This window comes from Rhizobium sp. PAMB 3182 (assembly GCF_052908355.1).
In genome coordinates this window covers 1584100-1607180 of the sequence record NZ_CM128607.1, presented here as the reverse complement: position 1 = coordinate 1607180, position 23081 = coordinate 1584100, and the positions used below count along the sequence as shown (strand labels likewise).

The following is a 23081-nucleotide window of genomic DNA, read 5'->3' as shown; positions in this document are numbered from 1 at the left end:
GCGTCAGGGAACGATCAGCGTGCCTGCGCCGCCTTCGGTGAAGATTTCCAGAAGGACCGAATGCGACGTCTTGCCGTTCAGGATGACGACGCCCTGCACACCGGCATTGATGGCGTCGATGCAGGTTTCGACCTTGGGGATCATGCCGCCGGAAATCGTGCCGTCCTTGATCAGCGCGCGCGCTTCGGTGACCGACAGTTCCTTGATCAGCTTGCCGTCCTTGTCCAAGACACCCGGAACGTCGGTCAGGAACAGGAGGCGGGTGGCGCGCAGCGCGCCGGCGATGGCGCCGGCAAAGGTATCGGCGTTGATGTTGTAGGTGTGGCCGTCGCGGCCGGGTGCGACCGGTGCGATGACCGGGATCATCTCCGACTTGGCCAGCAGGTCGAGCAGCGTGCGGTCGACTTCCACCACGTCACCGACGAAGCCGAGGTCGAGAATGCGCTCTATGTTGGAATCCGGATCGATGACCTTCTTCTGGGCCTTTTCGGCAAACACCATGTTGCCGTCCTTGCCGCAGAGGCCGATCGCCCATTCGCCGGTCTGGTTGATCAGCGCGACGATCTCCTTGTTGATCGAACCGGCGAGAACCATTTCAACGATCTCGACGGTCTTTTCGTCGGTGACGCGCAGGCCGCCCTCGAACTTCGATTCGATGCCCATCTTCGTCAGCATGGCGCCGATCTGCGGGCCGCCGCCATGGACGACGATCGGGTTGACGCCGGACTGCTTCAGAAGCGCGATATCGGCCGCGAAAGCCTTGCCGAGCTCGGCATCGCCCATGGCATGGCCGCCGTATTTCACGACGATCGTCTTGTTCTCGTAGCGCTGCATGAAGGGCAGCGCCTGCGCGAGAAGTCGGGCCTGGATTTCACTTTCCGATACGCTCATGGGGCTCTCCAGTAATCTGATGGCGGCCTTTTAACGTAAACTCCGATAGGTGTGAACAGCCAAAGCACCGGGTGGCAAGCATTTCACCCGGGCGCGTCGGACCCACGGGGTCCGCTTGAGGCACAGTCCGAAAGCGAGGAGAAATGACGGAAGAGGAAACCGGGGCGCTGATCAGCCGCACGGCGATTGGCGACAGGGCCGCATTTCGAAGGCTTTACGACAGGACCGCTCCGAAACTTTTTGCAATCGCCATGCGTATCTTGAAGGACAGGGCCGATGCAGAAGAGGCGCTGCAGGAGATTTACGTGAAGATATGGCAACGCGCGGGACAGTTTTCGGACGCCCAGGGCACACCGGAAACCTGGCTTGCGGCGATTGCGCGCAACCAGGCGATCGATGGAATGCGCAAGCGCAAGCCGGTGGCGGACGAAATCGATACCGCGTATGATCTTCATGACGAGGGTTACAGCCCGGAGCAGTGCGCCGTCCTCGCCTCGGAAGGCAGGCGGATTGACACTTGCATGCAGGCGTTGGAACCTCAAAGGGCGCAGGCGGTGAGGAAGGCTTATGTGGAGGGGCTTTCCTACGAGGAGCTTGCCGGGGAATTCGAAGTGCCTATTAATACGATGAGGACCTGGCTGAGGAGAGGCCTCATCAGTTTGAGAGAGTGTCTGGAAAGATGACGTCGTCTGGTCGAAGCATGGGCGATCGTTCGCGCGATGAGGTGTTGGCGGGCGAGTATGTGCTGGGCGTGCTGTCCGCTTCGGACAGGCGCAAGGTGGAAGCGCGGATGCTGTCCGACCGCGAGTTTGCGGCGATCGTGTTTCGCTGGACGCAGAATCTGGCCGGCATGAACGATGAATACGGCCTGCAGACGCCGCCGGCCGATCTCTATGCCGGCGTCGAGAAGCGGCTGTTCTCGCCCGATCTCGGCCGCAGGCAGGGTTTCTCGCTGCCGATCGCCGCAGTCTGGAATTCACTCGTCTTCTGGCGGCTCGCGGCCTTCGTCTTCTTCCTTGCCGCAGGCGCCTACGCCATCGTCGATTCCAACGTTTTCAGTGCGCCGCCGAAGTTGCTGGTCGCCGAGATGACCGGCGACAACAATCTCGCGCTGCTGGCCAACTACAACGCTCGCGATGGCCATCTGAAGATCACCCCGGTCGCGGCCGGGGCCGAGGACAAGAAGTCGCTGGAGCTTTGGCTGATCAAGGGCGATGCAGCACCGGTCTCGCTCGGCGTGCTGCCGCAGAACGGCGGCGGCGAGGTGATCGTACCGGAGAGCATTCGCTCGACGATCGCCCCGGACGCGATCTTCGCCGTCAGCCTCGAGCCGTTCGGCGGCTCGCCGACCGGTACCGCAACCGGCCCGGTCCTCGCGCTCGGCAAGCTCAAGAGCCTCTGATATCGGCGCCGTCGGAAAGACTTTTAAAAAATAGATCCGGCAGCGCTGAAACTTTCCTGGAGCACCTCCCGTACCTCTCTCTGTAACCCAAGCCGGACGGCATGACCGTACCGGCAAATCAGATGAGGAGAATGAGATGCTCAAGGCCCTTCGTACCACCACAATTTCCGTGCTCCTGATGGCTGCCGTCGCAGCGCCGGCATTTGCCGCGAACCCCGAAGTCGGCGGCGCGCCGATGTACGAAAACAAGAACATCGTCGAAAACGCCGTCAACTCGAAGGATCACACCACGCTGGTCGCCGCCGTGAAGGCTGCCGGCCTGGTAGAAACCCTCTCCGGCGAGGGCCCGTTCACGGTCTTCGCGCCGACCAATGAAGCCTTTGACGCGCTGCCGGCCGGTACGGTCGACACGCTGCTGAAGCCGGAAAACAAGGACCAGCTGGTCAAGGTCCTGACCTGCCACGTCGTTGCAGCCGATGCCATGTCCACGGCCATCGAGAAGATGATCAAGGACGATGGCGGCGAGCATGACGTCAAGACCGTCGGCGGCTGCGTGCTGAAGGCCAAGGAAGACATGGGCAAGCTGACGCTCACCGACGAAAACGGCAATGTCGCCAATGTGACGATCGCCGACGTCAAGCAGTCGAACGGCGTGATCCACGTGGTTGACCACGTTCTCCTGCCGAAGATGTAAACCCTCGTTCGTCTTCGAAGTTCACACCGGGAGACGGCGCCGCCTGCTTTAAAGCAGGCGGCGTTTTTCATGCGTTGATGGTTTCGAGGATTGCCGTGCGCAGGTCGTCGAGGCCGCGGAACTTTTCCGACGAGGTGGCGACGATGCCCGGGAAGGCGGCCGGCCGCTTGCGGATCTTGGCTTCCGCATCGGCAATCACCCGCGGCACGCCGGCTTCCTTGATCTTGTCGGTCTTGGTCAGCACGATCTGGTAGGAAACGGCAGCCTTGTCGAGGAGCGACAGCACCTCTTCGTCGTTCTTCTTGATGCCGTGGCGGGCGTCGATCAGCACATAGACGCGCTTCAGCGTGGCGCGGCCACGCAGATAGTCGAAGACGAGCTTCGTCCATGCGTCCACCTGTTCTTTCGGCGCCTGCGCGTAGCCGTAGCCCGGCATATCGACGAGCGCCATCGGCGGGAGGTCGCCGGCCTCGCCCGAATAGCCGTCGGGAACGAAGTAGTTGAGTTCCTGCGTGCGGCCGGGCGTGTTCGACGTGCGCGCCAGACCCTTCTGGTTGATCAGCGCATTGATCAGCGACGACTTGCCGACATTGGACCGGCCCGCGAATGCGATTTCCGGCGGACCTTCCGGCGGCAGGAATTTCATCGACGGCACGCCGCGGATGAAGATCCACGGGCGCGCAAAAATGAGCGTGTCCGAAATTGGCGTTTCGCCGGTCATGCGGGTGTCCTGACTGCTGTTGTTGCCGCCTGCTTCCGGGTTTTGCCGGGTAAAGTCAAGTCTCGGGGCCTTGCCGGCCGGATTTACGGCATCGGCGGCGGTATCGGTCCCGGCGGGATGCGCCGGCCCTTGCGCTGCTCGCGCCATTCGAGGGTCAGGTGGAAGGCGAGGGCAACGATGATCAGTCCGCCGCCGATAAAGGTGTTGCGGCTCGGGATTTCGCCATGCACGAGCGCGACCCAGAGCGGCGCCAGAACGGTCTCTAGCGTGGCGAGCAGGGTCGTGAGAGCAGGTGCAAGCCGACGGGCGCCGGTGACGAAGAAGGCCATGCCGAGCGCCAGGTTGAAGCAGCCGAAAATGGCGATCAGCCCGTATTCGCGTGCGGGGATGAGAAAATAGCTTGCCGGGAAGGCGGCGACCGCGGTCGCGGCGATCAGGCCGAAGACGACGGCCGGCATCATGCGGATATGCGGATAGCGCCGGGTCATCAATGCCGAGGCGGCAAAGGCGACGGCGATGATGAAGGCGGCGGCCAGTCCGATCGCCGATCCCGGAGCGGAGAGCGAATCCCAGACCATCAGCGTGACGCCGAGAATGACGATGGCGATCGCCGCCCATGTCGTTGCCGAAATGCGCTGGCGGAAGATCAGCCAGCTGAAAAGCGCCGTCATCAGCGGTACGGTGGCGAGGAACAGCACGACCTTGGCGACCGTGGTGTAGTGCAGGGCGACCACATAGCCGATCGCCGTGACCCCAAGGCAGAGGCCGGTGACAGCGCCGGGAATGCCCATGTCGCGGAAGAGCCGAACGGTGCCGCGCGGCCCGTCGCGCAGGATCAGAAAGGCAAACAGGAAGAGGGCGGCAAACAGGGAGCGCCAGAAGACGATCGTCCAGACATCCTCGACATGGATGAAGCGCGAGACGGTGCCGGCAAAGCTCCAGGCGACGGCGGCGCTGATGATGAGGACGATACCGGTGATCTGTTCGTTCTCCGGCGTCGCGCCGGCGCCGGTCTGGATGGAATTGCTTGTCATATGGCCTCCCCGATGGCGCGACTATGCGCCAAATAGAGGGAAGTTTGGAGGCCGGCAAGCGACGTCCGCATGTCGCGGATCGTGACCACAAAAAAGAAGCCCCGGAGCAGGTCCGGGGCTTCTTTGATCGCTTATTCGGCGGGCTTTGGCTTGCGCCGGAAGAGTGACTTCATGTTGTCGAACAGTTCGACCTTCACGCCGTGGCGGCGCATGATGATCGACTGCTGGATGATCGAGAGCGTGTTGTTCCAGGCCCAGTAGATGACGAGGCCAGCCGGGAAGCTGCCGAGCATGAAGGTGAACACGACCGGCATCCAGGTGAAGATCATCTTCTGTGCCGGATCCGGCGGCGTCGGGTTCATGCGCATCTGCAGGAACATGGTGATGCCCATGATGATCGGCCAGATGCCGAGATGCAGGGCGGTCGGAGCCTCGAACGGCAGAAGGCCGAAGAGGTTGACGAAGGACGTCGGATCGGGGGCCGAGAGGTCCTGGATCCAGCCGAAGAACGGCGCATGACGCATCTCGATGGTGACGTAGATCACCTTGTAGAGGGAGAAGAACACCGGGATCTGCAGGAGAACCGGCCAGCAGCCGGCCACCGGGTTGATCTTCTCTTCCTTGTAGAGCTGCATCGTCGCCTGCTGCAGGCCCATGCGATCGTCGCCGAACTTCTTCTTCAGCTCTTCCATCTTCGGCTGCATGCGCTTCATGTTGGCCATGGAGGCGTACTGCTTGGAGGCGAGCGGGAAGAACAGCGCCTTGACGACGATGGTCGTCATCAGGATGGCGACGCCGAAATTGCCGAAGAACTTGTAGAAGAAGTCCATGACGGCGAACATCGGCTTGGTGAGGAAGTAGAACCAGCCCCAATCGATCAGCTTGTCGAACTTGGTGATGTGCAGGTTGTCGGCATAGGAGTTGACGACGGGAACTTCCTTGGCGCCGGCAAAAACCATGTTGGTGACTTCGGTCGACTGGCCGGGCGCGATGGTGACGCCATCATCCTTGTAGTCGGCCTGGAAGCGCGGCTCGCCGTCGGTGAAATGCGAGAAGCGGGAATCAAACGCGATCGTCTGCGGCGGCACGATGGCTGTCGCCCAGTACTTGTCGGTGATGCCGATCCAGCCGCCGGTCGCCTTCGGATTGACGTAGTTTTCCTTCTCGATGGCGGTGTACTTTTCCTCGACAAGGCTGCCATCGGTGCCGATGACGCCGAGGAAGCCTTCGTGCAGGACGTAGGTCGAGTGGTCGTCCGGCTTGTTGTTGCGGGTGATGCGGCCATAGCCGGCGATCGAGACAGGTGCCGAACCGGCGTTCTCGATCTTGTCCTTCACCGTGAACATGTAGTGGTCGTCGACCGAAATGGTGCGCAGGAAGGTGATCCCGGCGTCATTGGTGTAGGTCAGCTCGACGGGCGTGGTGGGGGTGAGCTTGTCGCCCTTGGAAAGCGTCCACTCGGTCGTCGGGCCGGGCATCTTGCCGGCGGCGCTGTCGGCGATGTAGCCGAGTTCGGCGAAATAGCCGTCCTTGGTATTGGCCGGGCTGAGCAGCGTGATGATCGGGCTGCTCTTGTCGACGGTCTCGTGGTAGCCCTTGAGCTCAAGGTCGTCGAGGCGGGCGCCGACGAGATTGATGGAACCCTTGAGGTCCGGCGTGTCGATCGTAACGCGGGGCGCGGTGGTCAGAGCCGCTTCGCGGCTCAGCTTTTCGCTGCCTGCAGCGCCTGCGGGCAGGGCGCCGGCGACCGGCTTGTCCGTTCCGGCGGCCGGGGTGGCGTCGCTGGAGGCGGCTGCCTTCTGCTGTTCGGCAATCTGGGCCTGCTGGGCTTCCTGCGCGGCGCGCTGGGCTTCAAGCCGCGGGTTCATATAGAAAATCTGCCAGACGGCGATGATCGCCACCGACAGCACGATTGCCAACAGATAGTTGCGGTTTTTTTCCATCAGTCTTTCCCGGAGCGTGGCCCCTTGGTCCGTTTTTCCCCCGGCTTGCCACCTATGCGCGTTCGCAGGTGGTCGGCCAGCTCAATAAAGGGCGCGGAAAGCGCTTCCCGCCGCGCGACAATCACATAGTCGTGCCCGGGCTCCATTGCAAACCGTGCAGAAAGTCGCACGGCTTCCTTCAGACGCCGCCGCATGCGGTTGCGCTCCACGGCGTTGCCGTGCTTCTTGGTCACTGTGAAGCCGACGCGCGGCTCGTCATTATCCTTGCGGTCGAGCACTTCGAGCAGGACGTATTTGCCCTTGCGCTTCTCTCCGTTGCGAACAGCAAGAAACTGCGGCCGGCTTTTCAGCCGCCCGACAGTCATATCTTTCGTCTCAGACGTCATCGCCCGCTTGTTCCCGGGCACATCGGCTTTAGGCCGAAAGGCGCTTGCGGCCGCGGTTGCGACGTGCGCCGAGAACCAGACGACCACCCTTGGTGGCCATGCGGGCACGGAAGCCGTGGCGGCGCTTGCGGACAAGCTTGGACGGTTGGTAGGTACGCTTCACCATGTTATTTAATTACCGCGGAGTGCGGCCCTTCTTTGAGCTTTGCAATTTGCAAGGAGCGTTTGGTTTTTATTCGTACGGCAAAGCCCCGCCAAAAAGCGGCAAAAGGCCTCCGAACGTGCGCGGCTTATACGGACAGGTTTTCCGGAAGTCAATCGCCAAGCCGGCCGGAAACGGCCCGAAAGCCTTCGTTTCCGGCATTTGAGGCGGGGTTTTGCGATTCCAGCGACGTCCATTGCTGCCGTTGGAAATCGCGTTCACACAGATGTATGCGAAATGGGAGAAGATGTCATTGGCTTGCCCGCGGCCTCCGGGTTAGCGTGCCGGCATGAACGAATCCGACATTCCCGCCAGCGCGACCGACGAAACACCGCCGATGGCACCCGTGGCCAGACGACGGTCGCCGGCAAGGTACGGGCCCTTGCTGGTCATCATCGGCTGCCTAGCCGCATTCTATCTGTCCGGAGCCTACCGCTATGTCAGCTTCGACGAGCTCGTGGCCTACCGGAGCGACATGAAGGCGCGTGTGGCCGCGCACCCGGTGACCTCCGTCGCGCTGTATTTCCTTGTCTATGCAACACTGGTGGCCGTGTCCTTTCCGTCGGCTGCCATCCTGACGGTGGTTGCCGGCTTCCTTTTCGGCTTTGCCGTCGCCGTGCCGCTTGCCGTGCTGGCGGCGACGACGGGCGCGAGCCTGCTGTTTCTGGCCGCGCGCTACGCCTTCGGGGATCTGCTGCGCCGAAGGGCAGGCCCGGCCGTCCGCCATCTGGCCGACGGCATCAGGCGGGAAGCCTTCGCCTATCTGCTGGTCCTGCGCCTGGCGCCGATCTTCCCCTTCTTCGCCGTCACCATCGCCCCGGCTTTCCTCGATATCAGCCTGAAGACCTTCGCCCTGGCGACGCTGATCGGCATCATCCCTGGCACCGCCATCTACGCCTGGCTCGGAACCGGCTTCGACGAGGTGCTGGCGAAAGCGGCCGCGAGCGGCCATGCGCCGTCACTGTCCGACTTCCTGACCCCGCAAATCACCCTGGCGCTTGCCGGTCTGGCGATATTTGCCGCCATACCGATTGTATTGCATCGCATAAAGGGTGAGAAAACGGCCTGAGCATCGATGCGGATGGATTGGAGAAAGTTCGGGGCATGGCGGCACACATAAAGACGGATGTCTGCGTGATCGGGGCAGGGGCGGGCGGATTGTCCGTGGCGGTGGCCGCCGCCGCGTTCGGCGCTTCCGTGGTGCTTGTCGAGAAGGGCAAGATGGGCGGCGACTGCCTGAACTACGGCTGCGTCCCGTCCAAGGCCTTGCTTGCCGCGGCCCGCAGGGCGGCGACCGTCCGCGACGGCGGCTTCGGTGTTGCCGGCGGAGAACCGGTTATCGATTACGGCAAGGTCCGCGAGCATGTCCGCGAGACGATCGCCGCCATCGCGCCGAACGATTCCGTCGAACGCATGACGGCACTCGGCATAAGGGTGATCCGCGGGGAGGCGAAGTTCATCGACCGCAAGACGCTGCAGGTCGGCGGCGAGACGCTGCGCGCCCGCCGTTTCGTCATCGCCACGGGATCGACGCCCTTCGTGCCGTCGATTTCCGGCATCTTTTCCATCAATTTCCTCACAAACGAGACGCTCCTCAATCTCTCCTACCTGCCGGCGCACCTGCTGGTGATCGGCGGCGGGCCGGTCGGCGTCGAAATGGCCCAGGCCTATCGCCGCCTCGGCTCGGCCGTCACGCTGATCGAAAGCGGGTCGATCCTGGCGAAGGAAGACCCGGAGCTGACGGCTGTCGTCCGCGCGCGGCTGAAGGCGGAAGGCATCGTCATCCACGAGGCGACTTCGGCAACGGGCGTCGAGAAGGTGCCGGGTGGCGTCAGGCTCTCCTGCATGGCGAAGGGCGGCGCGTTCCACGTCGAGGGCGGCAACCTGCTGGTTGCCGCCGGTCGCACGCCGTCGCTGCAATCGCTCGACCTGCAGGCGGCCGGCGTGAGAACGGACCGCGGCAAGGTTCGCAAATCCGCAGGTTACCGCACGTCCAACCGGCGCATCTATGTCGTCGGCGATGCGGCGGGCGGCATGCAGTTCACCCACGCCGCCGGCCATCATGCCGAAACGGTCGTCCGCCAGATCCTCTTCCGGCTTCCCGCCAGGGTGCGCGAGGAGATAATTCCGCGCGTGACCTTCACCGATCCGGAACTGGCGCATGTGGGGCTCGGCGAGGTGGCGGCGGCGAAGCGTTATGGCAGGATTCACGTGCTCCGATGGCCCTACAGCGAGAACGACCGGGCGCAGGCGGAAGGGCGGACCGAGGGGCTGATCAAGATCGTGGCGCGACGCGACGGCACCATCCTCGGCGCGTCGATCGTCGGGGCGGAAGCCGGCGAAATGATCAACATGTGGTCGCTGGCGCTCGCCCGCGGATTGAAGGTCAAGGACATGGCGTCTTTCGTCTCTCCCTATCCGACCTTCTCCGAGATTGGAAAACGGGCCGCCATCACCTATTATCAGCCGCTGACGCGCAAGCCGCTGATCCGGCGCATTGTGCGCCTGCTGGCGCGGTTCGGCTGAGAAAGAGATGAGCGACACCACACCCCAGACGCCCGTGCCGCGGATGCCGGGACTGATGACGGGACTGTCCGGCAAGCTTCTGCTGCTGACGGTGGCCTTCGTGATGATGGCCGAAATCCTGATCTTCGTGCCGTCTGTCGCCAACATGCGGCTGAACTGGCTGCGCGACCGGCTGAACACGGCGGCTGCCGCCGGCGTGGTGATCGACAGCCTGCAACCGGTGACGCTGCCGCGCTCGGTGCAGGACGAAGCGCTGATGGCGACGGGCACCAAGGCGATCGTCCTGCGCAAGGACGGTGTGTCGAACCTGCTGGCGATTTCCGACATGCCGCCGAAGGTCGACAAGCAGTACGACCTTTCCGACGTCTCAGCCTTCGTGGCGATTCGCGACGCGCTCGATACGCTGATCTTCGGCGGCGGGCGGATCATCCGCGCCTCCGGTCCGATCGGCGACAGTTCGATGATCATCGAGCTGATCCTCGAGGAGGATGCGCTGCGTTCCGCCATGTTCGTCTATTCGCGCAACGTGCTTCTTCTCTCGGTGCTGATCTCGCTGATCACCGCCACGCTGATCTTCTTCGCCATCAACCGCATCATGATCCGGCCGATTCGCCGGCTGACGCGCAGCATGCAGATCTTTTCGGAAAACCCGGAGGATCCCAATCGCATCCTGCCAGCCGACCGCGGCCATGACGAGCTGGCGCTCGCCGCCCACCATCTGTCTGAGATGGAGGTGCAGCTGCAGCGTACGCTGAAGCAGCAGCGCAATCTCGCCGACCTCGGCCTCGCCGTCTCCAAGATCAACCACGACATGCGCAACATTCTCGCCTCCGCGCAGCTGATGTCCGACCGTCTGGCCGATGTCGACGATCCGATGGTCAGGAGCTTTGCGCAAAAGCTGCTGCGCAGTCTCGACCGGGCGGTCGGCTATTCCAATTCGGTTCTCTCCTTCGGCAAGGCGTCCGAGGCGGCGCCCAACCGCAAGCGCTTTATGCTCGCGGGTCTCGTCCAGGAAATCCGCGAGACGCTGGCGATCGATCCAGCGAGCGGCATCGAATTCCTGGAACAGGTCGATCCCGAGCTGGAGGTCGATGCCGACAGCGACCAGCTCTACCGCGTTCTCTCCAATCTCTGCCGCAACGCCTATCAGGCGCTTGCCGGCTGCCGGGGCGAGGACGACGGCATGCTGGTCAAGGTCATCACCGTCTCGGCCAAGCGGATGGGCAGCGTCGTGACGATCTCGGTCGACGATACCGGCCCAGGCCTGCCGCAGAAGGCGCGCGAAAACCTGTTCATGGCCTTCCGTGGTTCGGCCCGCTCGGGCGGCACCGGCCTCGGCCTGACGATCGCCCGCGAACTGGTGCTCGCCCATGGCGGCACGATCGCGCTTGTGGAAAAACCGGGCGCCGGCACGCTGTTCCGGATCGAGATCCCGGACCGCCCTGTCTCCATTGAGGATTACCGGGCCCGCACGGCGGGCGAAGCCGCGATATCCCGGTCCGGCGGAGAACCGTCGAAGACCCCCTGACCAACTTTTTCTCAAAATTGCTCTTGCATTCCCAAACCGGACGTTTTAGAGGATCGCCACGCAGCCGGTCACCGGCACTGCAACACGCACCCGTAGCTCAGCTGGATAGAGCACCAGACTACGAATCTGGGGGTCAGGAGTTCGAATCTCTTCGGGTGCGCCACTTCCCCAAATTTCCGTTCGTAACATTCTATAGCCGCGAAAGTTTGCCTCGGACCTGCAGAGGATGAACTGCGCCGACGATCGCAGAAGCGATGGCATTCGCCGTTAAAAAGTTCGCCTTCCCCGGTCAGGGAAGATCATGAGAAACAAACGGCATCCGCCGGTGGGCCGATGCCGTACTGTCACTGCACCAGGTGTCGTGCATTACCTCCGACGGGCCTGATACAGGGCAACCGCATCGGCGCCGCCGGGAAACTGCAGCCGGTCAGACGTATCGTGGACGGCATCCCATATGGCCTCGGCGACATCCGTTTCCTTCGTCGTCATGGCGGGGTGAGCAAATTCCGCGAAGATCGGCGTTGCGAAGCCCGCATAGGCCGGCGGGATCATATCCTCGATCCGCACATCCGTATTCACCGCGAACCGCGTTGTCGGGGCATAACCGGGCTCGACCAGCTTGGCACGGACATTGAAGTAGCCGAGCTCGTGCGCGAGCGAACCGGTAAAGCCCTCGATCGCCTGCTTGCTGGCGGTGTAGGCCGCCGCCAGCGGCATGGCGGCAAGCGTGACGCTTGAGGTCACGTTGATGATCACGCCGGACCGACGTTCACGCATCTGCGGAATGACGGCCTGGCACATTGCCATGACGCCGAACGTGTTGGTGGCGAAAACCTTGCGGACGTGCGCCATCGGCGTTGCTTCGAACGCGCCGACAACGCCGATGCCGGCATTATTGATCAGCACGTCGATGGGCCCGGCAGCCGCGACGGTGGCGGCGATGCTTTCTTCGCTTGTCACATCGAGCGGCAGAATGCGCAGCCGGGGGGAGGCCGGGAAGAGGCTGGCGTCGGGACGGCGCATCGTGGCGATGACATTCCAGCCCCTGTCGAGGAAGTGGCGGGCGGTCTCCAGGCCGTAGCCAGAAGATGTGCCGGTGATCAGGATCGTTTGCATGGGAACCTCCATTGGTTTCGGATGGTTCCCTGATAGCCTCAATTATCTGGACGGAATATAATTCATGATCCGATAATATTGCTCAATCGTCCAAATCGGAAACGGACACGGCGCGCGGTTTGATCTCAGGCGTGGCCGACGGCTCCATTAAGCCGGGCAAATTGTCCCGGCGGGCAGCCAAGCCGCTTGCGGAACGCCGTGCTGAAGGCGCTGGCGGATTCGTAGCCGATATCGTCGGCAATCCGGTCGAGTGTCTTTGCCCCGCGCAGCAGGGCATCCTTGGCTAGCGCCATCCGCCAGCGGACGAGATATTCGATCGGACCGCAGCCGAGCACCGTGCCAAAGCGCGCGGCAAAGGAGGAACGCGATTGGCCGGCGATGCGGGCAATGCTTGCAACGGTCCAGTCGGCGCGCACATCGGCATGCATCGCCGCAAGCACACGCGCGAGCGCCGGATCGCGCATGCCATGCAGCAGGCCGGCACGGTCTTCGCCCATCGTGGTTGCCTGAGAGCGAAGCGCCTCAATAAGAAGAACTTCAAGCATGCGTTGCAGGATCATGTCCTTGCCCGGCTCGTCGCCACGGCACTCCTCCGCGATCAGATCGATCAGCCGGCCGAGCCGTGCCGATCGCCCTTCGGAGGACGGAATATGGATCATGGGTGGCAACAGGGCCAGCAACAGCGGTGCATTCGCCGCTTCGATGCGAAATGTGCCACCCAGCGCCATGAAATCCGCTTCACCCTCCTGTTCGCCATGGCGCATGGGCGCATCCATCGGGTCTGTCTGTCTCCCGTCCAGGCCGGGACGACTGCTCAAGGTAAAGGCGGGGGTCGAGGGCAGCAGCAGAAATGCTCCCGTCTCCAGCTTCATGGGCTCCTCGCCCACAAACTCAATCCAACATTCGCCCTTGAGAATAATCGTAAAGCCCGGGGCGTCATGCGCCGCATAGCGAACGGCCCAGGTGCCCCGACCGGAAATGGGCTTCGAGATGGCCGTGTTCGGCCGAAGCAGGGCAATCACATCGCTGAGCGGGTCCACGTGGATGATCCATATAAAATTGAGACAATTAATTATGGATCGTCCGAAATGGCAAGTCCAGTGTCCGATGTCCGGTCCGACTACACCTTGCGATAAGCAAACATGCTCGTCTCATAAGGAAAGGAAATGTCACCCCCCTTTGAGAGTTCAGGGGTTCGCGCGATCAACGCCCTGACCTGCTCTTCGACTTCCGCCTGTTTGTTCTGCGGCAGGGCCGCGATGAAGCTGACGGACAATGTCCGTTTGACAACGACCTGTTCCGCCGTGCCGACATGCGCATTGCGGGCATGGCGCTCATCGATGAACTCAAATCCGGGGGCGGGAAAGACGCGGCGCCATTCGCCCGTCACATAGCGGGGCGTATTGCCCTCCCATTTGTCCGTGATGGTGGACAGGTCAGCGACCCATGGCACGGTCTCGTTCCGCCCGTTCCAGATGAGCCCCAGCACGCCGCGCGGCGTGAGAACCCGCCTGATCTCCTGCAAGGCGGCTGCATTTGCGAACCAGTGGAACGCCTGTGCGCAGACGACGGCATCAACGGATGCGTCAGGCAGGGGGATAGCTTCTGCCGAACCGGCCAGAGCCTGGATATCCGGAAAGTCGGCTGTCAATTGCTCGCGCATGGCATCGACAGGTTCAACCGCAACGAGGCTTCCTCCGCATTGCCGCAGCAAGGGCATGAACTTTCCTGTGCCGGCACCCAATTCCAGAACTTTCCGGCCGGGTCCAACACCCACGATGCCGCGCAACCAGTCAAGCGCCTCGGGCGGATAGCCTGGCCGCCCGCCGACATAGGCCGCAACACCGGTCTTGTAGCCTTCAGATGACGTATGCATTGCGATGGTCCTTGCTTGGTGGAATTTTCCCTGATCTTCGAAGCGGAAGCATTTAGGCGGGCTTATAAGGCTATGGCGTAGACATCGTCCTCCGCCTCACCCACCAGCGCAGGCAATCGCCTCAAGCCGCTGAACCAGTCTCTCCCCCGCCTCGTTCATCTCCCCGCTGTTGTCGATGACGAAGGTCGGGAAGTCGGAAAGTGCCGTGACCGGCTGGTGGGCGAGGCGTTGGCGGATGTCTTCGGCCGATTCGCGGCCGCGGGCGGCGAGGCGCGCGGCGAGCACGTCGACGGAGGCGGTGATCATGATGACGTCCAGTGCCGCGTAGACCTCGCGAAACAACGGCAGGGCGGAGCGCGAGCCGTTGGCGATCAGGATGCGGCCGGCGGCCATGTCGGCGAGCGTGTCGGCGGGGAGCCCGTAGGACAGCCCGTGGGCGTTCCAGGCAAGCGCGAAGGCGCCGTCCTGCTTCTGCCGTTCGAAAGCCTGCTCCGAAAGTTCGATATGGTCTTCGCCGCCGGCCTCGGTCGGGCGGGTGATGAAGCGGCGGACGAAGCGGAAGCGGTCGCTACCGGCAAGGCGTGTGCGGGCAAAGTTGATCAGCGTGTCCTTGCCGGCGCCGCTCGGGCCGACGATCGCGACCATCCTGCCTTTCGCGGCCGGCATCAGGCGATACGCTCGCCGTTTCGCCACACACTACGCACGATCGGAACGCCGTCGGCGACGCGCACGCGCACGAGATCGGCCCGCAAGCCTTCCGCGATGCGGCCGCGATCGGCAAGCCCCACTGCGCGTGCCGGCGTGGCGGTGACCATGGCGATCGCCTCCGGCAGGCTGACGCCGGAGACCTGCTCGGCCAGCACGAAGGGCGCATGGATCAGGCTGTAAGGGACGTAGTCGGACGAGATCACGTCCAATGTTTTCCGCGCGGCGAGATCGCGGGCGGCGATGTTGCCGGAATGGGATTTGCCGCGCACGATGTTCGGTGCGCCCATGAGGACGCTCAGGCCCGCCTTGTGCGAGGCATCGGCGGCCGCCAGGCTGGTCGGGAATTCCGCAAGCCGCACGCCGAGCGCGATGGCTTCCTCGACATGGGCCTGCGTCGCGTCGTCATGCGAGGCGAGCGTGATGCCGCGCCCGCGCGCGGCTTCCGCGATCGTGGTGCGGTGCCGGTCGGAATAGGTGGCGGATGCGGCCTGCCGGCGGGCGACATAGGCGTCGAACTCCTCGTCGGAGAGGCCGCGCATAGTCTTATAATAGAGCGTGAACTGCTCCATCGTCTGGAACTGCCGCTGGCCTGGCGCATGATCCATCAGCGAGGCAAGGCGGACGATGTCGACGTCGCCGAACGTGTCGAACTGTTCAAGGACGTCGTGTGAGGAGACTTCGCAGCGCAGATGGATGAAGTGATCGGCCTTCAGCCGCCCGTCGGCGCGCGCACTCATCAGGGCGCCGGCCATGTCGCGCATGGCATTGTCGGCAAAGCGGCCGTCCTCGTCGGAACCGAGGCGGAGACAATCGAAGACGGTGGTGATGCCGCAGCTGGCGATCTGGCCGTCATAGGACTGGATCGCCGCGAGCTTCGGCCAGTGGACGGCGGGGCGGGGCGTGTGGTGCGTTTCCAGGTGGTCGGTGTGCAGTTCCACGAGACCGGGAATGAGATAGTCGCCGTCGAGGTCCTCGCCGGAAGATGCCCTGCCTTCGTCGACCGAGACGATCCGTCCGTCGCGGATGACAACCGTGCCGGGGAGGATGCGGTCCTCCAGAACGATGCGGCCGTTGGTGAATGCGCTTTCCGCTGCCATGTCAGGCAATCCTCCCGTTGTCGGTGTCGCCGAGTGTGGCCAGTCGCAGCACCGTGAAGGGCGCGCCGCGCTCGGGCTCGGCAAAAAGGGCCAGATGACCGACCCGCATCGGCTGTCCGGCAAAGGGCGCGAAGGTGGCGTCGAGCATCTGCCGCATGGCCGGCCGCTCGGCCTCCGGCACCGCACCGGTCAGCGTCATGTGAAAGCGGAACTCGTCGAAGACGTAGGGATAGCCCCATTCGGCCAAATAGGTCCGCTGGCGCTCGTTCAGCCGTTCCGGGTTGCGTCGGGCGATATCGGCCTCGGAAAGCGGCGCGCGCAGCGGCTCGAAGGCTTCGACGCAGGCGCGGGCGAGTGCGGAAATGCCGTCTCCCGCATCGGTGGCGGGAACGAGGGCGAAGAACGGCCCGAGTGCGCCGACGACCATCTTCGGAATGGTGAAGGCCGGGTAGTCGCGCACGAACGCATCGAAGGCCGTGACGAGGTCGGCCTCGCTGCGGCCGGTCGTCAGGTGAAACGGCGCCTTCAGCGTGCCGTGAAAGCCGTAGCGGCGGGGCTCGGCGGTCAGGGAGGCAAGATCGAGGCCCGCAGCAGACGGTGGATTGAGAGCGGCGCCGGTGAAGGCATCCCGGCCAAGCCAGATTGCCGCCGTCTCCGTCAGCGGATCATCTGCCGGCGGCGTGAAGAACACGGCATAGCGCAAGGGTCCGCTCCTCTTGGGTCTGGGGGATGCAATCAGGGCTGGCGAATCTCGCTCCAGCATATAGCCGTGGATCGGGCATTCAATATGACGGCTGCGCAAAAAGCGGCTGCGGAAATGGGTCCGAAAAATGAAAGGCCCGCGAACCTTGGCAGGTCGCGGGCCGTCAATGTCAGTCAGGGATGATCGGTGGGATCAGTCCTTGGCGCGCTCCACGTAGGAGCCATCTTCGGTCAGCACGACGATGCGCGTGCCGGCGGTGATGTGCGGCGGAACGCTGGAGCGCACGCCGTTCGAAAGCATCGCCGGCTTGTAGGACGAGGACGCCGTCTGGCCCTTGACGACCGGCTCGGTTTCCATGACTTCGAGCGTGACATGACGCGGCAGGTCGATGGCGATGGCATTGCCTTCATGGATGGAAAGCATGACTTCCATGCTTTCCTGCAGGTAGGCCTGGGAATCGCCGATGGTTTCCGGATCCATGACGACCTGGTCGTAGGTTTCCGGGTTCATGAAGTGGAAGCCTTCGCCGTCGGAATAGAGGAAGGTGAACTTGGCGTCCTCGACATGGGCGCGCTCGACCTGCTCGGTGGTCTTCCAGCGCTCGGAAACCTTGGTGCCGTCGGAGATGCGGCGCATGTCCACCTGGGTCACCGGCGTGCCCTTGCCGGGGTGAAAATTCTGTGCAGTGAGAACGACATAGAGCCTGCCGTCGACGTCCACCACATTGCCCTTGCGGAGCGAAGAGGCGATAACCTTTGCCATGAGTCTTCCTTGTTTCTGCTGCAAATGAGTCGTAGAGGGGAGCTAACTGCCAACCCGATTACGCCCTGTTTGAGATATTTTTCTGGGGCGCACCTAAACCAAAACAGGGAAAATAGCCAGCCTCTGGCGGCTGTATGAAGAAGAAACATCGCGAATGACACTTGTAAATACGAAGACCTCCGCCTGGTGGACGTCCGACGTCCACGCGGATCGGCGTCCTTTCCTGATGGCTCGCAACGCAATTCAGACCTCGCTGCGCGGTTATTTCGCCACAAGGGACTTCCTGGAGGTGGATACCTCGATCCTGCAGGTTTCGCCGGGCAACGAGGCGCATCTGCATGCGTTTTCGACCGAAGCCGTTTCCATCGACGGCCAGAGCCGGCCCTTCTACCTGCACACCTCGCCCGAATTCGCGATGAAGAAGCTGCTTGCCGCCGGCGAGACGCGCATCTTCACGTTCGCCCATGCCTTCCGCAACCGCGAGCATGGCCCGATGCACCATCCCGAGTTCACCATGCTCGAATGGTACCGTGTCGGAGAAGGCTACGAGAAGCTGATGGAGGATTGCGCCGCGATCCTCGCGCGCGCCTCGGAAAAGGCGAAGGCGAACAAGTTCAACTGGCGCGGTGTGAGCTGCGACCCGTTCCTTTCGCCGGAACGGCTGAGCGTTGCCGAGGCCTTCGACCGCTACGTCGGCATCGACCTGCTCGCAACGCTGTCGCCGGAAGGCCTGACGGACCGCGAAGGCTTTGCCGATGAGGCGATGGCCGCCGGCATCCGGGTGGCTGAGGACGATACCTGGTCCGACATCTTCAGTCGCGTGCTGGTCGAACGCATCGAACCCAATCTCGGCCATGGCCGCCCGACCATCCTCGACCAGTATCCGGTTTGCGAAGCGGCGCTCGCGCGTCGTTCGCCGGAGGATCATCGCGTCGCCGAACGTTTCGAGCTCTATGCCTGCGGCATCGAGCTGGCGAACGGATTTGGCGAATTGACGGATGCGAGCGAGCAGCGTGCCCGCTTCGAGGAAGAGATGCGCATCAAGCGCCGGGTCTACGGCGAGAGCTACCCGATCGACGAGGATTTCCTTGAGGCGGTTTCGGCCATGCCGGAATCAACGGGCATCGCGCTCGGCTTCGAGCGCCTCGTCATGCTGGCTGCGGGTGCATCGCGCATCGACCAGGTCATCTGGGCGCCCGTCGCAGTACCGGCATTCGAGATGCAGCAGGCGGACCGCGTGGAAAGCCAGCCGATCCTGCAGAAGCCGGTAGCGCCTGCGGTGATCCCGGTCGCTCCCGCCGCAGCGGCTGCTCCGGTTGCCGCGGAAGCGGAACCCGCTGCGACGGCCGATTTCGTCGCCTTGATCTCGGCGGCTGTGGCCGGAGTTTCGATGAGCGGCAATCTCGTGAATTCAGAAGAGACTGCGCCGGCCGGAGAGCCGGTTGCCGTCGATCACGCCGAGGCGTCGGCTTCGACAGTTGATGCGCCGAATTCGGCGGAAAGTCCTGCAGAGGCCGAAGCCGAAGCGGAGATCTCCGCAACGGATGATGTCGAGGCATCCGTCTTCGACGCATTCGCTGACATGAACGATATTTCCGAAGCCGAAGCCGAAGCCGAAGCCGAAGCCGAGACAGACACTGTCGCCGATGCGCAGGTTGGGCAGGCGGATGAAGAGACAGCCTCGATGCTGGACCTCTCCGACCTCGAGCCCGAGGAAGTCATCCAGCCCGATATCGACCTGCCTGTCACGGGCGAGGCTGATGCCGAAGTTCAGGAAGAGGGCGAGCAGACGGGTGACGAACTGACCGAGGACGAGATCGACGCGGATATTGATCTCTCCGACGCCATGGAGGCCGAAATTCTGGCCGCGCTTGTGCTCGAACCCGAATTCGCGACCGAAGAGACCGAGGTAGCCGAAGTGGCCACACCGGTCGAAGAGGTAAACGCGACCAAGGCCGAGGACGCATCCGAGGATCACGACGACAAGGATCCGTTCGAGGGCTGGGACGGTCTGGATCTTCTCGAACTCAAGGAAGCCAAGGGCTGAGGATCGCGTGGGGGCAGCATTGAAGACGGCCGGCGGGCTGGTTGCCGCCGGTCTCCTGCCGGCAGAGCGCCTGCGTGAGGCCGAGACGGTCGCCGCGCGCTATGCGGTCGCGATCTCCCCGGACATTGCTGCGCTGATCGATCCGGCCGACCCGGCCGATCCGATCGCCCGACAGTTCCTTCCCGACCCCGCCGAGCTTTTGACGACGCCGGAAGAGCGCGCCGATCCGATCGGTGACGGCCCGCACTCGCCGGTGGAAGGCATCGTTCACCGCTATCCCGACCGCGTGCTCCTGAAGGCCGTGCATGTCTGCCCGGTCTATTGCCGCTTCTGCTTCCGTCGCGAAGTGGTCGGCCCGGAGGGCGCCGGCATGCTGGATACGCCGGCGCTTGCCGCGGCGATGGACTATATCCGGTCCCATCCGGAAATCTGGGAGGTGATCCTCACCGGCGGCGATCCGTTCGTCATGTCGCCGCGACGGCTCGCCGAGATCATGACCATGCTCGGCGCGATCGCGCATGTGAAGATCATCCGCTTTCATACCCGCGTGCCGGCGGTCGATCCGGCGCGAATCGATGCCGACCTGATCGATGCGCTGAAAGCCGCTGGCAAGACCGTCGTGGTCGCCCTGCATGCCAACCACGTCCGCGAACTGACGCCCAGGGCGCGCGCCGCCTGCAGGCGGCTGATCGACGCCGGTATCTCCATGGTCAGCCAGACCGTGCTGCTTCAGGGCGTCAATGCCGATGCGGCGGTCCTCGCGGACCTGATGCGCGGCTTCGTCGAGACCGGCATCAAGCCGTATTACCTGCATCACCCCGACCTGGCGCCCGGCACGGGGCATTTCCGTGTCGACATCGAGAAGGGCCGAGAAATCGTCGAGGCGTTGAGGGCAAGGGTTTCGGGCCTCTGCATGCCGACCTATGTGCTCGACATTCCGGGCGGCTTCGGCAAGGTGCCGCTGACCAATTCGCCTGTCTGCCAGACGGCTGGTGGCACATTCGAGGTGCGCGACCGTAAGGGAGGCTCGCACGCCTATCCGCCGGCGGAAGACACGAACCCCGAATGACAAGGCCTGCCGGCTGTTCAGCCATGGACCCTGCCGCCGGCCCTTTGGAATTTGCGTAACCTGTCTCTTCCTGCCATTAATTTGCCGGCATCGACTCCGGCTTGTGAGCGAAGCATCGCCTTCTCGCGCGGTGGTAGTCACATTACAAAAATTTAACTCACATTGAATCGTTCCGGGATCCCCTGGAAACCAACAGGTTTGGCGTTCGGGTGCCGGGACGGGGTCCGCTTTCGGGATGAAATTTTGCAAGGCGACCCAATCGCGTCATGCTGCCGCCATCGATGCGTGGTGTATTCTGTCCTGTAAGCGGGAAACATCCAATGAGGGTATGACATGTTGAACAAGGACAGCATTGCCTCAGTAAAAGTCTTAGTCTGGGGAGAGTTTTATCCCCGTTCCTCCGCCTGTCGCTCAGGCCGAATGCGATACCGGCTCGTATAAAACGCCGGACCATAATGCCCCTAGGGGGGCCGCAGACGCATAGAGGAAGATATTATGCAAAAAGCTGTAATCGAATACGGCGGCGAGCCCGTCGGAATTGTCGTGCCGGAAGGTAATCGACTGAAATTCATTGCCGTCAAGTTTCATGTGCATCCGCTGGACGAACAGCGGTTTGATTCGCCCGAGGCGGTCACCTCGGCCATTCGCGACCTGATGGTTCGCGGAAGGCCGAAGGAAGCCATGCACGCATGACGCTGACGAGACCCATGATCCGGACAGGCCGACGGTCGCGGCCTGTCTGCGTTGAACCGGAATTTCCATCGCAGGTTTGACATATGTCAGATCGGCGGCCGGACCGGGCCGCTAATATGGGCAGGATTTCAACCAATGGAATATTGCCCATGTTTTCCAGCCACATTCGTTGCCCCGAACTCCTCGACCGGATCGTCAGCCCCGAACAGGCCGCCGGCCTGATCCGCGACGGCATGACCGTCGGCATGAGCGGCTTCACGCGGGCCGGCGAGGCGATGGCGGTGCCGCTGGCGCTCGCCGAACGCGCCCGCCGCGAAGAAATCCGCATCACGCTGATGACCGGCGCCTCGCTGGGCCACGATCTCGACAGCACGCTGGCCAGCCGGCATGTGCTGGCGCGCCGCCTGCCGTTCCAGTCGGATCCGGGCCTGCGCAAGGCGATCAATGCCGGCGAGGTGATGTTCATCGACCAGCATCTGTCCGAAACCGTCGAACAGCTGCGCACCCGCCAGATCCCGCCGGTCGACATCGCCATTGTCGAGGCGGTCGCCATCACCCGCGAGGGCGGCATCGTTCCGACGACGTCGGTCGGCAATTCGGCAAGCTTCGCGATCCTGGCGGACAAGGTCATCGTCGAGGTCAATCTTGACGCCAATCCGGCGCTGGAAGGCCTGCACGACATCTACATTCCCACCCACCGGCCGCGCCGGCTGCCGATCCCGTTGATCGAACCCGGCGACCGTATCGGCACGCCATACATTCCCATTCCGCCGGAAAAGATCGCGGCCATTGTCGTAACCCACAAGCACGACAGTTTCTCGCCGGTCCAGCCTCCTGACGAAGACACGAAGGCGATCGCGGCACATCTGATGCGCTTCCTCAAAGATGAAGTCTCTGCCGGAAGGTTGACCGAACGGTTGCAGCCGCTGCAGGCGGGCATTGGCACCATCGCCAACGCGGTGTTGCACGGCTTCATCGACTCGCCGTTTCGCGACTTGACCATGTATTCCGAGGTGCTGCAGGATTCGACCTTCGAACTCTTCGATTGCGGCAAGCTCCTGTTTGCCTCGGGCTCGTCGATGACGCTTTCGGAGGAGATGAACGCGCGCGTGATGCCCAATCTCGACGCCTACAAGGACCGGCTGGTCCTCAGGCCACAGGAAATCAGCAACCATCCGGAGGTCGTCCGCCGTCTCGGCATCATCGCCATCAACACCGCGCTGGAGTTCGACATCTACGGCAATGTCAATTCGACCCATGTCGGCGGCACGCACATGATGAACGGCATCGGCGGTTCGGGTGATTTTGCCCGCAACAGCTACATGTCGATCTTCGTCACCAAGTCGATCGCCAAGAAGGGCGCGATCTCATCGGTCGTGCCGATGGTCAGCCACGTCGACCATACCGAGCATGACGTCGATGTCCTGATCACCGAATGCGGGCTGGCGGACCTGCGCGGTCTTGCGCCTCGCGAGCGGGCCGAGAAGATCATCGCCAACTGCGTGCACCCGTCCTATCGCGACCTCTTGGCGGACTATTACCAGCGGGCGCTCTCGCGCGGCGGACAGACGCCGCATCTGATCGAGGAGGCGCTCTCATGGCACGCCGCACTGCGCGAGCGCGGCACGATGAGGCCCGAAGAAGACGTGACGGGCGCACTGCGGATGAAGACGGCCTGATCGC

The 23081-nt window shown here is 63.1% G+C and carries 22 protein-coding genes, 1 tRNA gene and 1 pseudogene; 11 read left to right on the top strand and 13 right to left on the bottom strand.

The window, feature by feature from the left end; genetic code table 11:
* Positions 1–3: 3 nt before the first annotated feature.
* The gene (argB, locus tag ACU5AZ_RS07985) at positions 4–891 is read right to left on the bottom strand and encodes an acetylglutamate kinase (protein WP_261931355.1); all 888 of its coding nucleotides are present in this window, start codon (positions 889–891) and stop codon (positions 4–6) included.
* 143 nt (positions 892–1034) lie between these two features.
* On the opposite strand from argB, the gene ACU5AZ_RS07980 reads away from it, so the two are divergent.
* The 3 genes from ACU5AZ_RS07980 (at position 1035) to ACU5AZ_RS07970 (ending at position 2987) form a co-directional block, all read left to right on the top strand.
* Positions 1035–1574: a sigma-70 family RNA polymerase sigma factor gene (locus tag ACU5AZ_RS07980; RefSeq protein ID WP_446825474.1), complete on the top strand. Its 540-nt coding sequence runs from the start codon at positions 1035–1037 to the stop codon at positions 1572–1574.
* On the top strand, positions 1571–2293 hold the full coding sequence (locus tag ACU5AZ_RS07975) for an anti-sigma factor (protein ID WP_446825473.1): 723 nt from the start codon (positions 1571–1573) through the stop codon (positions 2291–2293). Before ACU5AZ_RS07980 ends, ACU5AZ_RS07975 begins: the two co-directional genes overlap by 4 nt.
* Before the next feature lie 136 nt (positions 2294–2429).
* Positions 2430–2987, top strand: a complete 558-nt coding sequence (locus tag ACU5AZ_RS07970; protein ID WP_446825472.1) for a fasciclin domain-containing protein — start codon at positions 2430–2432, stop codon at positions 2985–2987.
* A gap of 67 nt (positions 2988–3054) precedes the next feature.
* On the opposite strand, the gene yihA is transcribed toward ACU5AZ_RS07970, so the two are convergent.
* From yihA to rpmH, 5 genes are all read right to left on the bottom strand, one after another.
* Positions 3055–3708, bottom strand: a complete 654-nt coding sequence (yihA, locus tag ACU5AZ_RS07965) for a ribosome biogenesis GTP-binding protein YihA/YsxC (RefSeq protein WP_446825471.1) — start codon at positions 3706–3708, stop codon at positions 3055–3057.
* An 83-nt stretch (positions 3709–3791) separates the two neighbouring features.
* Complete coding sequence (locus tag ACU5AZ_RS07960) at positions 3792–4742, bottom strand: DMT family transporter (RefSeq protein WP_446825470.1); 951 nt, start codon at positions 4740–4742, stop codon at positions 3792–3794.
* Positions 4743–4873: 131 nt separating this feature from the next.
* A complete protein-coding gene (gene yidC, locus ACU5AZ_RS07955; RefSeq protein ID WP_446825469.1) occupies positions 4874–6685 on the bottom strand; it encodes a membrane protein insertase YidC in 1812 nt (603 codons plus the stop codon).
* On the bottom strand, positions 6685–7071 hold the full coding sequence (gene rnpA, locus ACU5AZ_RS07950) for a ribonuclease P protein component (RefSeq protein ID WP_446825468.1): 387 nt from the start codon (positions 7069–7071) through the stop codon (positions 6685–6687). The genes yidC and rnpA overlap by 1 nt, the downstream gene beginning before the upstream one ends.
* Positions 7072–7099: 28 nt before the next feature.
* A complete protein-coding gene (gene rpmH, locus ACU5AZ_RS07945) occupies positions 7100–7234 on the bottom strand; it encodes a 50S ribosomal protein L34 (RefSeq protein ID WP_261932001.1) in 135 nt (44 codons plus the stop codon).
* Positions 7235–7562: 328 nt separating this feature from the next.
* Here rpmH and ACU5AZ_RS07940 point away from each other — a divergent pair, with 328 nt between their 5' ends.
* From ACU5AZ_RS07940 to ACU5AZ_RS07925, 4 genes are all read left to right on the top strand, one after another.
* Positions 7563–8342, top strand: a complete 780-nt coding sequence (locus ACU5AZ_RS07940; protein ID WP_446825467.1) for a TVP38/TMEM64 family protein — start codon at positions 7563–7565, stop codon at positions 8340–8342.
* 35 nt (positions 8343–8377) lie between these two features.
* Positions 8378–9799, top strand: a complete 1422-nt coding sequence (locus tag ACU5AZ_RS07935; RefSeq protein ID WP_446825466.1) for a dihydrolipoyl dehydrogenase family protein — start codon at positions 8378–8380, stop codon at positions 9797–9799.
* Positions 9800–9806: 7 nt separating this feature from the next.
* Positions 9807–11327, top strand: a complete 1521-nt coding sequence (locus ACU5AZ_RS07930) for an ATP-binding protein (RefSeq protein ID WP_446825465.1) — start codon at positions 9807–9809, stop codon at positions 11325–11327.
* 86 nt (positions 11328–11413) lie between these two features.
* A tRNA-Arg gene (locus ACU5AZ_RS07925) sits at positions 11414–11490 on the top strand.
* Positions 11491–11693: 203 nt separating this feature from the next.
* Here the strand turns inward: ACU5AZ_RS07925 and ACU5AZ_RS07920 are convergent.
* The 7 genes from ACU5AZ_RS07920 to efp all read right to left on the bottom strand — a co-directional run bounded on the left by ACU5AZ_RS07920 (position 11694) and on the right by efp (position 17589).
* Entirely contained in the window at positions 11694–12443 is a 750-nt protein-coding gene (locus tag ACU5AZ_RS07920) for an SDR family oxidoreductase (RefSeq protein WP_446825464.1), read from the bottom strand.
* 125 nt (positions 12444–12568) lie between these two features.
* The gene (locus tag ACU5AZ_RS07915) at positions 12569–13483 is read right to left on the bottom strand and encodes a cupin domain-containing protein (protein WP_446825463.1); all 915 of its coding nucleotides are present in this window, start codon (positions 13481–13483) and stop codon (positions 12569–12571) included.
* Between the two features lie 80 nt (positions 13484–13563).
* Complete coding sequence (locus ACU5AZ_RS07910; RefSeq protein WP_446825462.1) at positions 13564–14232, bottom strand: class I SAM-dependent methyltransferase; 669 nt, start codon at positions 14230–14232, stop codon at positions 13564–13566.
* A 183-nt stretch (positions 14233–14415) separates the two neighbouring features.
* Positions 14416–14985: a phosphonate metabolism protein/1,5-bisphosphokinase (PRPP-forming) PhnN gene (gene phnN / locus ACU5AZ_RS07905; protein WP_446825461.1), complete on the bottom strand. Its 570-nt coding sequence runs from the start codon at positions 14983–14985 to the stop codon at positions 14416–14418.
* Positions 14985–16124 carry an alpha-D-ribose 1-methylphosphonate 5-triphosphate diphosphatase gene (locus ACU5AZ_RS07900; protein WP_446825460.1) on the bottom strand — a complete coding sequence of 380 codons (1140 nt, stop codon included), beginning with the start codon at positions 16122–16124 and terminating at the stop codon, positions 14985–14987. The genes phnN and ACU5AZ_RS07900 overlap by 1 nt, the downstream gene beginning before the upstream one ends.
* Position 16125: 1 nt before the next feature.
* Positions 16126–16827 carry a DUF1045 domain-containing protein gene (locus tag ACU5AZ_RS07895; protein ID WP_446825459.1) on the bottom strand — a complete coding sequence of 234 codons (702 nt, stop codon included), beginning with the start codon at positions 16825–16827 and terminating at the stop codon, positions 16126–16128.
* A 192-nt stretch (positions 16828–17019) separates the two neighbouring features.
* Positions 17020–17589, bottom strand: coding sequence for an elongation factor P (efp, locus tag ACU5AZ_RS07890; protein WP_446825458.1), 570 nt, complete (start codon positions 17587–17589; stop codon positions 17020–17022).
* 154 nt (positions 17590–17743) lie between these two features.
* On the opposite strand from efp, the pseudogene epmA reads away from it, so the two are divergent.
* The 4 genes and pseudogenes from epmA to ACU5AZ_RS07870 all read left to right on the top strand — a co-directional run.
* Positions 17744–18793: pseudogene (gene epmA / locus ACU5AZ_RS07885) on the top strand (EF-P lysine aminoacylase EpmA); the annotation flags it as partial.
* A gap of 850 nt (positions 18794–19643) precedes the next feature.
* Positions 19644–20705: a lysine-2,3-aminomutase-like protein gene (locus ACU5AZ_RS07880; protein ID WP_446825457.1), complete on the top strand. Its 1062-nt coding sequence runs from the start codon at positions 19644–19646 to the stop codon at positions 20703–20705.
* A 495-nt stretch (positions 20706–21200) separates the two neighbouring features.
* A complete protein-coding gene (locus tag ACU5AZ_RS07875; RefSeq protein ID WP_446825456.1) occupies positions 21201–21398 on the top strand; it encodes a hypothetical protein in 198 nt (65 codons plus the stop codon).
* Between the two features lie 149 nt (positions 21399–21547).
* On the top strand, positions 21548–23077 hold the full coding sequence (locus tag ACU5AZ_RS07870; RefSeq protein WP_446825455.1) for an acetyl-CoA hydrolase/transferase family protein: 1530 nt from the start codon (positions 21548–21550) through the stop codon (positions 23075–23077).
* Positions 23078–23081: the final 4 nt, after the last annotated feature.